12 protein-coding genes are annotated in these 15139 nt (G+C 35.9%); 9 read left to right on the top strand and 3 right to left on the bottom strand.

The genetic code is table 11. The features are described 5' to 3' along the window. Positions 1–65: 65 nt before the first annotated feature. The 5 genes from M028_RS0110905 (at position 66) to rlmD (ending at position 5542) form a co-directional block, all read left to right on the top strand. Entirely contained in the window at positions 66–1610 is a 1545-nt protein-coding gene (locus M028_RS0110905) for a fumarate hydratase (protein ID WP_026573942.1), read from the top strand. 278 nt (positions 1611–1888) lie between these two features. Continuing rightward, positions 1889–2854, top strand: a complete 966-nt coding sequence (locus M028_RS0110900; protein WP_035424076.1) for a nuclease-related domain-containing protein — start codon at positions 1889–1891, stop codon at positions 2852–2854. An 89-nt stretch (positions 2855–2943) separates the two neighbouring features. Next, a complete protein-coding gene (gene pdaA, locus M028_RS0110895; RefSeq protein WP_231510800.1) occupies positions 2944–3678 on the top strand; it encodes a delta-lactam-biosynthetic de-N-acetylase in 735 nt (244 codons plus the stop codon). A 110-nt stretch (positions 3679–3788) separates the two neighbouring features. Then, complete coding sequence (locus M028_RS0110890; protein WP_026573939.1) at positions 3789–4100, top strand: putative quinol monooxygenase; 312 nt, start codon at positions 3789–3791, stop codon at positions 4098–4100. Positions 4101–4156: 56 nt separating this feature from the next. Beyond that, positions 4157–5542 (top strand): 23S rRNA (uracil(1939)-C(5))-methyltransferase RlmD, encoded by a 1386-nt coding sequence (gene rlmD, locus M028_RS0110885; RefSeq protein ID WP_026573938.1) that lies wholly within the window; start codon positions 4157–4159, stop codon positions 5540–5542. Here rlmD and M028_RS0110880 read toward each other — a convergent pair. Continuing rightward, positions 5539–7017, bottom strand: a complete 1479-nt coding sequence (locus tag M028_RS0110880) for a recombinase family protein (protein WP_026573937.1) — start codon at positions 7015–7017, stop codon at positions 5539–5541. The genes rlmD and M028_RS0110880 overlap by 4 nt on opposite strands. A gap of 246 nt (positions 7018–7263) precedes the next feature. On the opposite strand from M028_RS0110880, the gene M028_RS0110875 reads away from it, so the two are divergent. Then, entirely contained in the window at positions 7264–8628 is a 1365-nt protein-coding gene (locus tag M028_RS0110875) for a phospholipase D family protein (protein WP_026573936.1), read from the top strand. A gap of 403 nt (positions 8629–9031) precedes the next feature. Here M028_RS0110875 and M028_RS0110865 read toward each other — a convergent pair whose 3' ends face one another. Beyond that, the gene (locus M028_RS0110865; RefSeq protein WP_026573935.1) at positions 9032–9649 is read right to left on the bottom strand and encodes a hypothetical protein; all 618 of its coding nucleotides are present in this window, start codon (positions 9647–9649) and stop codon (positions 9032–9034) included. 656 nt (positions 9650–10305) lie between these two features. Here M028_RS0110865 and M028_RS0110855 point away from each other — a divergent pair. After that, positions 10306–10578 (top strand): hypothetical protein, encoded by a 273-nt coding sequence (locus tag M028_RS0110855; protein ID WP_026573934.1) that lies wholly within the window; start codon positions 10306–10308, stop codon positions 10576–10578. A 267-nt stretch (positions 10579–10845) separates the two neighbouring features. On the opposite strand, the gene M028_RS34060 is transcribed toward M028_RS0110855, so the two are convergent. Then, positions 10846–11064 carry a DUF7662 domain-containing protein gene (locus M028_RS34060; protein WP_442852783.1) on the bottom strand — a complete coding sequence of 73 codons (219 nt, stop codon included), beginning with the start codon at positions 11062–11064 and terminating at the stop codon, positions 10846–10848. Positions 11065–11241: 177 nt separating this feature from the next. On the opposite strand from M028_RS34060, the gene M028_RS0110845 reads away from it, so the two are divergent. Further along, positions 11242–13164 carry an ATP-dependent nuclease gene (locus M028_RS0110845; RefSeq protein ID WP_155925565.1) on the top strand — a complete coding sequence of 641 codons (1923 nt, stop codon included), beginning with the start codon at positions 11242–11244 and terminating at the stop codon, positions 13162–13164. Next, positions 13161–15092, top strand: a complete 1932-nt coding sequence (locus tag M028_RS0110840) for a UvrD-helicase domain-containing protein (RefSeq protein ID WP_026573932.1) — start codon at positions 13161–13163, stop codon at positions 15090–15092. Before M028_RS0110845 ends, M028_RS0110840 begins: the two co-directional genes overlap by 4 nt. The last annotated feature ends 47 nt before the right edge of the window (positions 15093–15139 follow it).

The raw sequence follows: 15139 nt of genomic DNA, 5'->3' as shown, positions 1-15139 counted from the left end.
TGCGTCGAATAGTTATAAAATTAAAAAAGATAAATTAGTGGGACAAAGGGAAAGGGGTACTCGAATTGAATATTGAAAAATTTCAAGAAAGCATGTACAAGCTGGTTGTAGAAACTTCTACGAAACTTCCAAAAGACGTTCGCCGTGCAGTTAAAGCTGCCAAGGAACAGGAAAATGCCGGCACAAGTGCCGCAATGAGCCTTGCAACGATTACGAACAATATTAAAATGGCAGATGATCAAGTTTCACCAATTTGCCAAGATACAGGTCTTCCTACCTTTAAAATTAAAACTCCAGTTGGGGTGAACCAACTAGAATTAAAAGAAGCAATCCGCAATGCAATTGTTTTAGCGACAAAAGAGGCAAAATTACGTCCAAACTCAGTTGATTCCTTAACGGGTAAAAACAGTGGTGATAACCTTGGTGCGGGCTTACCAGTCATCAAGTTTGACCAATGGGAAAAAGATTATATTGATGTTCGCCTAATTTTAAAAGGCGGCGGCTGTGAAAATAAAAATATCCAATACAGCCTTCCATGTGAACTTGAAGGCCTAGGCCGTGCCGGTCGTGACCTTGATGGTATTCGCAAATGTATCATGCATTCTGTTTACCAAGCACAAGGACAAGGCTGCAGCGCCGGTTTCATCGGTGTTGGTATTGGCGGTGACCGTTCTTCCGGCTATGATTTAGCTAAAGAACAATTATTCCGTTCTGTTGAAGATGTAAATCCGAACGAAGATCTTCGTAAGTTAGAAGAATACGTAATGGAAAATGCAAATAAACTTGGTATCGGTACAATGGGCTTCGGCGGCGAGGCAACTCTTCTAGGTTGTAAAATCGGCGTGATGAACCGTATTCCTGCCAGCTTCTATGTTTCTGTTGCTTATAACTGTTGGGCATTCCGCCGCATGGGTGTTGCGGTAAATCCGGAAACAGGGGAAATCAATGAGTGGATGTACCAAGAAGGAGAATTCATTGATTTTGCTCAGGCTGAGGCTGAAAAGGAAACGGCTGCAGCTAAATCTGAAGACGTAATTACGTTAACTGCACCAATCACAGAAGAGCAAATCCGTGATTTGAAGGTTGGCGACGTGGTTCAAATTACGGGAATGATGTACACTGGCCGTGATGCGATCCACAAACATTTAATGGATCACGATGCACCAGTCGATTTAAATGGACAAGTCATTTATCACTGCGGACCTGTAATGCAAAAAGACGAAGCAGGTGAGTGGCATGTGAAGGCTGCTGGCCCAACAACAAGTATTCGTGAGGAGCCTTACCAAGGCGATATCATGAAGAAGTTCGGTATTCGTGCCGTTATCGGTAAAGGCGGTATGGGTCCAAAAACTTTGGCAGCATTAGAAGAGCATGGCGGCGTGTACTTAAATGCAATCGGTGGCGCGGCTCAGTATTATGCTGATTGTATTAAGTCTGTTGAAGGCGTTGACCTTATGGAATTTGGTATTCCAGAAGCGATGTGGCACCTACGTGTTGAAGGGTTCACTGCTGTTGTAACAATGGACTCTCACGGAAACAGCTTGCATGCTGATGTGGATAAGTCTTCATTGGAAAAATTGACTCAGTTTAAGGAACCGGTTTTTAAATAATTGTGTTGTTTGGAGGACGGGCGCTTGCGCTTGTCCCTTTTTTGGTGTGAATTGTTGATATCCGGACAAAATGTGTTGATATATCATAGAAATGTGTCGATATCTTTTAAAAGTGTGTTGATATCTGGCGATTTTGTGTTGATATATCTCAAAACTGTGTTGATATCCGTGAAGAATATGTTGATAAAATAAAATCTTCGAAAAATCGTCTAATTCTTAAACAAAAATTACGTCAAATTTCGATAAAATAATACTCAAAAGACAAAGGAGTGATAATTTTGTTTGGAAAAGATCTAATAAAACCAATATTATTAGAGCAGCATGAGGCTCTTGAACGAAGAATTGTTAAAAATCATCCCAGTAGAGTCTATGTTGAAGAAAAACTTATCAATTTGAGGTCAGGGTATCGAGGAGAAAAGAATTTACACTATTTTTTAAGCTTGCTTCCACCAAAAAGGTACCATATTTTCCACGATATTCGCCTCCCGCATGGAGATTCCTACTTCCAAATTGATGCTTTCCTCCTTTCTGAAAAATACGGCTTAATTATTGACAGTAAAAACTATTCTGGTTCGCTTGTTTTAGAAAGACATCAACTGACTCAAGAAGTGAATGAAAATAAAAAGGTATATTCAAATCCTCTTTCTCAAGTTTCTCGTCATAAAATTTTGCTGAATTACTGGTTTGAGAAGAATCAATTATCCTTAGTCCCCCTTGATTATCTTGTATGCTTCACAAATTCAAAAGCCAGTTTACATATAAGCCCTGGATATATTGAAGCGGAAAAGAAAGTGTGTAAGGCCGAAAATCTTTTAATGAAAATAGGGGGGCTAGATAAGTACTTCAAAAAAGAATATCTTGATCCGAAGGCAATTGGAAAAATTAAGAGACAAATTTTAGTGAAACATACTCCTCTTAAAAGTGACATCCTTTTAATGTACAATATAGAAATAAGTGAAATTATAACTGGTGTAAAATGTCCTAAATGTCTTTATATTCCAATGCATTATAAGGGGAGAAATTGGGAATGTCCTTCCTGTGACTCTATTTCTAAAGATGCTCATCTTCCGGCTATTTATGACTTTTTTCTCCTGATAAAACCGTGTATAACCAACGCAGAATTATGTTGGTTCCTCCAACTCCCATCGCCAAGAGCCGCAGCTTACTTATTTTCTCATTTAGATTTCCCGCATTCTGGTACCAACAAAGGCCGTATTTATCACCAACCAAAATCCTTCCTATAAGTTCCAATTATGTTTTCCCTTTTAAAACAAACACTATAAAAAACAAAATAGGGGGAACATGGATGAAAAAGATCTTGCCTATGCTTGGGATGCTGTTGATGCTCATTCCAAGTGTTACATATGGAGCTGTTTCGAATCAACCGATCCATTGGGGATTCAAAAAAGCTGTGAATGAACAGCCGCCGGAGGCTGGGGCACAATACGACCAGCTTCTTGCCAATTACGGGTCTTTTTATAAAGGGGATCCTCAAAAAAAGACCTTATACCTAACCTTTGATAACGGCTATGAAAATGGCTACACATCGAAAATTCTCGATGTCCTGAAAAAAGAAAAGGTACCAGCAACATTTTTTGTTACTGGTCATTACCTAACCTCCCAGCCTGATCTCGTTAAAAGAATGGTGGAAGAAGGTCATATTGTCGGCAATCATTCCTGGCATCATCCCGATATGACCACCATCAATGATGCGAAAATCAAAGAGGAACTGGATTCCGTTAAGATCAAAACAAAGGAATTAACGGGTCAAAAAGAAATGAAATATTTACGTCCGCCTAGAGGTGTCTTTAGTGAGAGAACGATGAAAGTTGCTAAAGACGCAGGATATACCCATGTATTCTGGTCACTCGCCTATGTGGATTGGAATGTTAATCAGCAAAAAGGTGCGCAATATGCGTACGATAATATCATGAAGCAAATTCATCCGGGCTGTGTCATGCTGTTACACACCGTTTCAAAAGATAATGCGGATGCATTAGAAAAAGTGATTAAGGATTTAAAAAACAAAGGGTATAAATTCAAAAGTCTTGATGACTATAAAAAATAACACCAAAAACCGAATTCCAAAACAGGAGTTCGGTTTTTTCATGAAGACCTTGTATTCAATACAACGATGTGTGACCATACTTATATCAAATGAGGGAGGAACTTAAACTTATGAATAAATATGGCATGTACGTTAGATTTACAGCAATCCAGGGGAAAAGTGATGAATTATTACAAATATTGTTAAACGCAGCAGAAGCTATGAAAAGTCTTGATGAGTGTGAAATCTATATCGTCAATAAATCGAAAGGTGAGCCGGAAGTAATATGGGTTACAGAGGTTTGGATAAATGCGGAAGCCCACAAAAGATCACTATTATTAGAAGGGTCAAAAACAATGATTGAGCGGGCCAAAACACTTATTGCTGGTATTGAGGCAACGGAAATTTTACCCATAGGCGGCAAAGGAATCTCCGACAATTAATCTGGAAACATGCTATAATACGATGAAAATAAAAATGGATGGAATCGTGAAAAAACATGAAAACAGATCAAAACATTAAAATACAAGTAAATCAAACCTTCCCGCTGACCATAAAACGGCTGGGCATCAATGGAGAAGGTGTCGGTTATTTTAAAAAACAGGTAGTTTTTGTACCGGGGGCGCTGCCAGGAGAAGAGGTAGTTGTTGAGGCCACAAAAATTAATCCGAAATTTGCCGAAGCAAAAATTAAAAAAATCCGCATTAAATCACCGCATCGTGTTCAACCACTCTGCCCAGTATATGATCAATGCGGCGGCTGCCAGCTTCAGCATTTAGGATATGACCAACAACTTAAAGAAAAACGCGATATTGTCATTCAATCGCTTGAACGCCATACAAAGCTGGACGTAAACAAATTGGACATCCGTGATACAATTGGCATGGAAGATCCGTGGGGATACCGGAACAAAAGCAGTTTCCAAGTGGGGCAGAGAGATGGAAAGGTCCTTGCCGGATTATATGGCTTAAACTCTCACCAGTTAATTGATATTGACCAATGTGCTGTCCAGCATGCACAAACAAATGAAGCCACAGCGCAGGTGAAACGAATTTTAGAGGATTTAAAGATTCCGATTTATAATGAAAAATCTCGTAAAGGAATCGTTCGAACGATTGTCACTCGTGTTGGGGTGCATTCAGGAGAAGTTCAGGTTGTATTAATCACTTCGCAAAAAGAACTTCCTAAAAAGGAGCTTATTATATCAGAAATCCAAAAAAGGTTGCCGAATGTGAAGTCGATTGTGCAAAACATTAACGGCCAGAAAACCTCACTCATTTTTGGAGAGGAGACCGTTTCGTTAGCCGGTAGTGAAGTCATTCAAGAAACGTTGGGGGACCTGCAGTTCGAACTGTCAGCAAGAACCTTTTTTCAGCTGAATCCAACTCAAACCGTCAAGCTTTATAATGAAGTGAAGAAAGCGGCAGGGCTTACCGGTACGGAAAAAGTGGCCGATGCGTATTGCGGCGTGGGTACAATTGGGTTATGGCTGGCAGATCAGGCTGCGGAAGTCCGCGGGATGGATATTATTCCAGAATCGATTGTTGATGCAAAGAAAAACGCCAAACGCCACGGTTTCACAAATACAAAGTATGTACCTGGGAAAGCGGAAGAAGTGCTGCCGAAATGGGTTAAAAAAGGTTGGCAGCCAGATGTTATGGTTGTGGATCCGCCAAGAACTGGACTTGATAACCAACTGCTTCAAACGATTTTGCAGGTAAAACCAAGAAGACTCATTTATGTATCATGTAATCCGTCTACATTAGCGAAGGATATTCAGACACTGAGTGCTAAATATGAAGTGAAGTACATTCAGCCGGTGGATATGTTTCCACAGACAGCGCATGTTGAGTGCGTGTCGCAGATAGTTTTGAGGGAAAATTAACCAGGTAAAATTGAAAACCGATAAATAATTGTCGGCTTGCCGTTTCTGTCTACATCAATACGTTCAACAAAGTGATGGAGTATCTCCTCCGTTACTTCATTAAGAGGAAAGAAACGGTTTATTGTGTTCCGGAGGTTTTCAATTCTTCCAAGAAATTCATCATGTCGGAGTGAGGCTTCAAGCCCACTCCTTTTAATATTTAATTCATTAATTCGACCTTGATGTTCATCAGCAACTTCACGGTATTCTTCATGAGTGATTTGTTTTTCTGCAAGCATCTCAAGGTAACGTTTCTTTTTTGCTTTAGAAGCTTTAATCTCATTTTCAATGTTGTTTAAAATTTGAGTAACTTGCTTTTGTTTCTTTTGAGCATCTAAGGCAAGGGTATTTAGGTATGCCTTATCGTTAATAACTTGAGCCATTTTTTTAATATCAGAAAGGATTGTTTCTTTTAAATCCTTTTCTTTTATCGTTCTTTGAGTACAAGCGATTTTCCCATGTCGAGCGTAACTACCGCAAATATAACCAACTCGATTCTGCCTGTACCACATGCCTGTTCCACAATCAGAACAATATAATACATTCGTAAAAAGATGTTTTTTTACTTTTGTATAATTTTTTTTGCGGCTTTTCATTAGCTCTTGCACGGCATTGAACATTTCATGAGAAATGATTGCAGGGTGAGTGTTCTTTACAACAATTTGGCTTTCTTCCGGAACACTGTGCCTGGACTGGGATGTAACACTTCTAGTTGTTTCCCTTCCCTGAACTAAATCGCCTGTATAATGCGGATTACTCAGGATGGTTTTAATAGTTGAACCATGCCAATATCGACCTGCATTGCTCTTCTGTGCCACCTGAGAGGCTGTTGGGTACTCCTTTTTGGAAAGAGAGCGAGCTATGGAATCGAAACCCTTTCCACTCAAATATAAATCGAATATGCTCTTAACAACTTCAGGTGTATAATCATCTGCAAGAACTAGCTTCTTATCAATTACCTTATATCCATAGGGAGCGCTTGAACCATGAAAATCTCCTCTTTTGGCATTTGTGTTTAGAGCAGCTTTGATACGTTCAGAGGTACGCTGTGATTCCTGTTCATAGACCCAAGCATACAAGCCGAACATATGAATATTGCCCTCAAGGGAGTTAATTGCATTATCAAAGGTGATGATGTGGATATTATGCCTTTCAGCAATATCCTTTATTTCGTAAGAAAGCTTCCCATTCCGTGCAAGTCGTGATAATTCCTTTGAAAGAATTACATCGAACTTATGCTGCTTCGCATCTTCAATCAGTTGACGCAAGTTTTCGCGCTTCCTATCTTTTGTTCCTGATTCCACATCAATGTATAAACGAAACAAATCCCATCCTTTCTCCACGATAATGTTGTAAAAAAACCTCTGCTGGTTTTCTAGAGAAGTTTTCTGCTCCTCCTTATCAGTCGATACACGAATGTATACTGCGCATTTCAAACATCTCAACTCCAATACACATTTGTTGAGATGTAGTAGTGTTTACCTGTGAACTAATATTGTCAGCTTTTTAATTATTTAATCCTTTAATGAAGGCTTTTTTATGTTGTTTGGAATTATTAAATAAAAATGAACATGGTATAATTAGGAATCGTTGGTATTTTATATACTTGAATGGCAGGAAGACGATTACATATAAAGTAGTTAAAAAATATTTGAAGTTATATCAGATAAGGGGTGACTGAATTGGTTAATTACCAATGGAAACGTGGTAATTTAGTAGAATATTTTGATAGGTTAATTAATATAAAATCAATTCGAATTGCTACAGCTTACTTTTCTGAGTTTGGCTTAAACTTATTAAAAAATGTTATTAAAAAAAATAAATTATCTAAATCAAATGTAATTATCTTTTTATCAACTGAGTTTAACAATACTTCAGCAGTCTTCCTGTTGAAAGAATTAAGTAATATCGCAAATGTCTATATAGTAGATTCCTTGCATTTACATGCCAAAGTATACCTAGTTGAAAAAGAAAATGGAGATTTTGAACTAATTCATGGTTCCTCTAATTTAACTCAAGGAGGGTTTCAGAAAAATCTAGAGTTTATGAGCTATCATGAAGGAGATAAACATAACGTAGATAGGATACTCCTTTTTTTCGATTATTGTAAGAATAATGCTAGTTTGGTAGATAAGTCAATTATTGATTTTTATAAGGAAATTGAAGCTGAATTATTAAAATTAAATAACTTACAAAAAGATATTAAGAAAAAGCTTAATCGAAGAATTACTAATGATGATTCTTTTGAGAAGGATGAGTATGATTTATCTAAGCACTTTTTTACTTATGAAGATTATGAAACTTTATTTCATAGAAATGCTATTTTAAATGATAAAGCAATTAAAGAAAGGAGAAAGCTAATTCGAGATAAATTAACAAGTGTACACAAATTACTAAAAAAACATGTTAATGAATTAGATTTACATGAACATTGGAAATCAAATAATTTAACATCCGGGATAGAACCAAATCATTTCAATCATAATCGAGTATCTTGGATAGGTGTGCGTTATGGGAAAACAGAGCAAGAAGTAAAGCAACTAAATGAATTCTTATCTCCTTCAAGAGGGAGCCATTCATCATCGGATGAATATATGGGCTTTCAAAAACACGCATGTATCCAATTTTGTTTAGTTAGCAATGGTTTTGAAATAATTCTTTTTCATTCTGTTGCTAATGATGCAGTAGATAGGGGTACTATGCACGATATTATTATCAAACCTGATAAAGTAAAAATTAAGAGTATTAATAAAGAAATTGCAAAATTAAAAGGAAAAGGATTTACGTGGTTTGTAACAGACGCAAAGAATGATAGGGTAATAGCAAGTTTTTCATTTGATAAGAATGACTCAGAAGATTTTATCAAATTTTATAAGAAATATGATAAGCCAGGGTATGAATCTTTCTGTAGTTATTTACTATTACCTGAAAGTGATATATTAAAAGATAGAATTACCCTTGCAAAGTTTGCCCTAAAGAAAATTAAGCAGCTTTTACCACTGTATCAATTAATTACTTTTAGAAATAAAGTTACAACTAAGGGTTGAAAACAATACTACGAGGAAGAGGAGTTTAACCTTCCTCTTCAGCAGTTATTAAGTCTATTCTAGGGATTCCTATTCTACCTGAAACTACGGGTACAAATTTTCCTCGCATTTATAGAGATGGTAGCAGTTGGATGCTTTAATTTGCATTGTTAACATTGAGGAGCACCTTTCCTAAAACCAAAGGCTCATTTTTAAAAAGAAGACTAGAAAAATACGATGGACAATATATTAAAAAAGGCACGCCAAAAGAGGGCACTGCAAAAGTCCAAAAACACCTAAAAAAGGGGTGAGTACCTACCATTGGTAGTGTACCACCGTTTTTCTGTTCCTCTACATAATGTGTTTCAAAGATTAATTCTTGTGTTTTGCAGTAGCCTCTAAAATTTCGTGCCTTTTTTCATTTTTATAGTAGTTGTTTTAGTTCATTTAGGCTGAAATATTCCCTTACACCCGGCTTAACATGTAAATACTCGATAGCCTTTTCTTTTGTAAGAGATAGATTAGTAAGGATGCCGCTTAAAATCATTGCCAAATACGCAATCGACGGCTTTGCAAATTGGACATCTTGAATATCATTATTAGATGTAAATGAAAAAATCTCGTATCCGTCCTTTTGCCCTACATGAAGCATCGTTCCGTACATTCTTCTGCTTACTCTTAACTTTTTCTTGTCTTTTACTTTATCTAAATCTATATCTAACTCATCCAATCCATTTTCCTGAGCGGCTATATCCATGAATTGACCTTTTGTAATCAAATACATTCTACCTATGGTTTTTTCGTTGGTTACTGGCTCTAATCCGATAAAAGCTGGAGCTGCACCCCAACGACCCGAACGTCCGGCAAAATAGAGGGGATAGGGTATTTCTACAAATTCATCTCTTATAGGTGAAGAGGTATCCCTGCATCCTCTTTCTGTTGAAGTGGAGCCCTCTGGTGCGCCACCTTCGATGTAACACATGAAGCGTTCCCTAGACAGGTTAGAACCATAACTCATATACCAAACAAACCCTTTATCCAAATCATCCAACTCCTTCCTATAAACATATTTTACCCGAAAGCAAATGAATTGCGGGAAAAGTATTTTATTAGGAAAGGAGTAATTATTATTCCTTTTCTTCACCACTGTTTTCCATTCTTTAGTTATTGACGGTAAGCGCTAAATAACTTCTTTTAAACAGACATTAAAGAGGAAATACTCCATCACTTCGTTGAGTGCATTAAGGTAGATAAAAACGGAATTCCTAAAATAACTTACAGGTTTTCGATTATGTTGAAAAACCGTTGCTGATTTTCGAAATATGTTTTCTGTTCCTCTTTATTTGTATGCCCTAATGTAAACTCATATTTCAAATATCTCAACTCCTTGTATTGGTTAAGATATAGCAGTGTGTACCAGTATATAATATTGACGGTTTTTTGTAAGAAAAATCTCAATAAAAAGATAGTAAATACCTTTAGAGGATTTACCTCATTTGAAGGGATTATTTCAGGAGACTATACAATGGGCGGTTACTATTATGAAAATTCTAACAGATAGAACAAATATTAAAATTTAGTAGCAATTAAATTGAATATTTACTCCTTTGTAGAAAATTTCGAATTATTCAAATGAGGTATTTTAATTGGTAAATTTTACTGATAAAATAATAGAGTCAAAAATAAGGGGGTAATTAAATGTCGTTTACTGAAAAAATAGCAGCTACGTTAGAAAAACGCAAATTTGGTCAACTTACAAATGACCAAACTATCGACCAAGTTTTCCAAGATTGGGTTGCTGAACATCATGCGCAGGGAAAGAAATATACTACTATGGATGAAGATGATTTAAAAGAGACTATCCAAGCTCACGTGAAAAAAATTAATGAATATGAAGATAAAGATGAATGGCAAGAAACGTTTGTTGAAAACGTAGAAAATGCTCATACCGATTTTGAAGTAACTAAGTAATTAAGAAAGAGGATGCACTTATAAGGAGCATCCTCTTTTTCAACCCTTTTTTGCCTAGTATCAAATTGCACACTCTTTGTATAATAAAGCATCGAACTAGAGTTTCAAACCTCCCTACCACCAATTTTTTTAAAAATTATATTACCCTCCAAACTTCAAGTGTTTTTTACAACGTAAACCGATTCTGCTCAAATAAAAATCTCCATTGTGCGGCAATATCTTGTCTAAATAGTAATATTAACAACCTATCTAATGAAGGTAATTTTTCTATAAAGTCGATTTGGTTTGGTAGTTTTCCATTCCTTGCTCACCCATCTTTGCTTGTGAATGTGTTTTATCTTTTCTCCACCACACATCATAGACAAACGCAGACTGCGGAAGTTTATTTTCTAAAATCCCTTCGAGTTCATCGAAAGTAAGAGTTAGTTGAGAAACATCATTCTTAGTGTTTAAAAAATCACAAGAACTCCTTGAATGTACGCTAATGGAGAATTGTAAATGACTTTTGGGTGGACTTTTTTAACTTCTAAAAAAGTTAAAAAACGAACAATAGATAATGAGGATATAAAACTCAATAGGTTTTTAATGCTAAAGTTCGACAAATTTTTAATACTTCTGGTAGTTTTGTAAGTAATAACCAGTATAATAGGAGATAAAAAGAACGTGGGAGAGGTAGTCATGTATCTATATCAACTAAATATATCAAATTTTAGAAAGTATGGAATTAAAACAATGGAAGAAGGGAAAGTTACTCCAGGACTAAGTTTAAATCTTAATCCCAAACTAAATCTTATTGTTGGTGAAAACGATGGCGGAAAAACAGCTATCATTGATGCGGTAAAGTTGGTCCTTAGTACACAAAGCAACGATTTTATAAAGCCGGAAGTGGAAGACTTTTATCTAGAGCCTGGAAAGGAAGAAAAATTCAGGTCTAGTGAATTTAAAATTGAATGCATCTTTAAGGGATTAAGTGATACTGAAGCAAAAAACTTTTTGGAGTGGCTGAGCTTTGAAGAAGCTGCTGGAGAAACCACATTTTATCTAAAGTTAACTTTTGCTGCAAAAAGGGAAGGTAAAAATATTTATTACGATATCAAAGCTGGTTCTCAAGAAGAAGGCTCACAAATGGACGGAAAAGCGCGGGAACTATTGAGAACAACTTATCTCAAGCCACTAAGAGATTCAGAGAGAGAGTTAGGCTCCAGGAGAAACTCACGACTATCACAGATTCTGTACAATCATGATGCATTTAGTAATGAAGAAAATCATCAATTAATTAAGATTATCCAAGATGCCAACAATTCAATTAGTAACTACTTCAAAGGGTTAGATGGGCATGGTAATGGGATTGCCGATGTTGAAGGGAAAAAGTTACTAGAAGAACTAAACAGCTATTTAAATAAATTTTCAAGAGAAGGTAATCTTCTTAAGACAAACTTTAATATTGCTGATACGAAATTAAAATCAATACTAGAGAAACTGAGTCTACTGCTCCAAAATAATAAAGCTGGTTTAGGGTCTCAAAATTTACTTTTTATTGCAACGGAACTACTCCTGTTAAAAAGAGAAAATTTTAGTGGGTTAAAACTAGCTTTAATTGAGGAGATAGAAGCACATTTACATCCTCAATCCCAGTCGTTATTAATAGAATATTTAGAGTCTGTTTGCAATGAATCATCCATTCAAATGATACTCACCACACACAGTCCAAATCTTGCTTCAAAAGTGAATGTAGAAAATCTAATTATGTGTAAAAGCTCAGGTGTTTTTAACATGGGGTCCACTTATACAAAGTTAAGAAAAGGGGACTATTTATTTCTGCAAAGATTCTTAGATGTAACAAAATCTAATTTATTTTTTGCGAATGGAATTATTATGGTAGAAGGAGATGCAGAAAACATACTCATTCCAACCCTTTCTCAAATACTTGGAATCTCACTTTCAAAGTATGGGATTTCTGTAATCAATGTGGGTAGCACTGCGTTTTTGAGATACTCAAATATCTTCTTAAGAGAAAACGAGGCAGAAAATATGGGTATCCCTGTAGCTTGTGTGACTGATTTGGATGTTAAACCTTCCATAAGTGGCTCAACTTATAAAATAGGAGATAGAGATAATGTTACCTATGAAGAGGCAAAAAGTTACCACAAACAGAGAAAAGAAGAACTATATACAAAGGACGAAGTAAAGTGCTTTGTTTCGGACTCATGGACACTAGAGTATTGTATTGCAGCAGGTGAATTTCAAAATGAATTTTTTATTGCAATTAAGTTTGCTGAATACATCGAGAATAGTGAGAAATATGGACTAACCGAGGAGAAAAAGGCAGCGGGTATTGAGTTTGTGGAAGGTGAATTGTCAAAATGGAAACAGGAACAACGAACTAATGAAGCAATTGCCTACGCTATCTATAATGGCTATATGCTTGACAAAAAAATCTCAAAAGCAATTGTAGCCCAATGCTTTGCCGAAATTCTTTCTAGTCTTGACCCAGCAGAAACTAAAGAAAGAATTAAAAAGGATGAGAACTTATCTTACCTTGTAAATGCAATTAAGTTTGCTGCGAAATTAGGTGAAGAAGTATGATTTCGATTTCAACAGAGGATATAGTGAAGGCTGAATCCCTCTTTTTACCCAATGGAGATACGTTTAGTGAAGAAAAACGGAGCATACTATGTTGCTTAGAGTCTAAAGATATTGTGGCATGCCCAGGAAGTGGTAAAACAACTACCCTATTAGCGAAGTTGTCTATAATTGGAGACCATTTGCATGAATTGAATAATAAAGGAATCTGTGTACTAACGCATACAAACGTTGCTATTGATGAAATAAGGGAAAGATTGGATGTCGATAGTAAGAAATTGTTTGAATATCCAAACTATTTTGGGACTATACAATCTTTTATAAATCAGTATTTAGCTATTCCTTATTTCAGAAACCAGTTCAATAGAAACGTAGTATCCATTGATGACGAAAAATATAATGAAGAAGTTAGAAAGCGATTTTATACTTTGGATAAAGGAGTAAAATTTTGGCTTATTAAAACATTTAAAACTCAGGTTGATGTTTTTAAGTATCTAATTGATATCCATCTCAATCCAGAGAATGATACCTTAATTAACGGAACGGGAAAACCTTTATTTAAATCAGAAGGAAAAACATCAAATGCTTTAAGGGGACTGAAAAAAGGTATCATTGAAGATGGAATATTAAGTTATGATGATGCTTATTATTTGGCGGTCAAATACATGCAACAAGGTGAAAGCCACCTAAGAAGTTTTTTTTCTGAACGATTTGCTTTTGTGTTTATTGATGAAATGCAGGACACATCGCCATTACAACTCGACATTCTCAATCGATTGTTTGACAAAGAGAAAGTAATAATGCAAAGGTTTGGGGACCCGAATCAAGCAATCTATGGAAATTCTGAAGAATTTGCTTGGGACATAGGACAAGCCCCCTTGAAAATTACGAATAGTAACAGAAATTCTTCTATAATTAGTAAGGTGATTGCTCCATTTGAACTTTTAGAATCTGGAATGACCGGAAATGACCAGCTTCCAGTTATACCACCTAAGATTATTGTATATGATACAGAAAATATTAATAACGTTTTGCAGCGATTTGCGAATTTAATAATTTCAAATGGTTTACACAACATAGGAAACAATAGATTTAAAGCTGTCGGAAGAATCGGTAAAGATAATGGGGATGAGAGAATAAAAATCCCAAGCTATTTTCAAGAATACATTCAAAAAAGGAGTGCTGTGGGACCAAAGTTTGTTTCGGATTATTTAAACAAAAGTTTTATTGACCCGCATAGTGATTCTGATGTAAAAGCATATCGGAATGCTATTTTAGCAGCATTGTTACGAATGGTAGCTATTCTAGGCATTAGAACCGACCGAGGTACGTACTTTTCAAAAAAAGCTTTATTAAACAAAGTTAAAGAACATGACCCAATGTTATATGATTCCATTCAAGATAAATTAATGAAGTGGTGTTTGAAAGTAAGAATGGAGGAAGATGTAAGAGAGGAGTTTATCGTATTTAGTAAGGAAGTAATTACTCTTTTATTTGGTAATCAATCCTTTGAAAAATTGAAAACTTTCTTTGAAGGAACCCAATTCGAAGTAGAAGTTAGTCAATCGTCATTAAATATATTCTCATATACATGTGATGACGGGACAACTATTAATATTGATATTGATACAATTGCTGGTGTAAAAGGTGAAACACATACCGCAACTCTCTATTTAGAAACGTTTTACCGTAATTATGATGTCAGTAGTCTTATAGATTCATTTAAAGGGCACAAAAAAGAAAAAATAGGGAAGATGGGGAAAGTTGCCTTAAAAAATGCTTATGTTGCCATGTCCAGACCATCACATTTGCTTTGTGTTGCCGCCCAAAGGTCATCTATAGAAGGGCATGAGGAAGAATTGGAAAAAGCCGGTTGGGAAATCGTTGAGGTAATATCTCCAGGAGTTGAAGAGGTAAGCACTAGCGTATGAATCTGAAAGCCAGCTACTACTTCCGTACGAATTACAATGGTTGGTAC

This window comes from Bacillus sp. UNC438CL73TsuS30 (genome assembly GCF_000482325.1).
GTDB lineage: Bacteria > Bacillota > Bacilli > Bacillales > Cytobacillaceae > Neobacillus.
The sequence above is the reverse complement of the archived record's forward strand: the minus strand, read 5'-3'. Positions and strand labels throughout refer to the sequence as shown.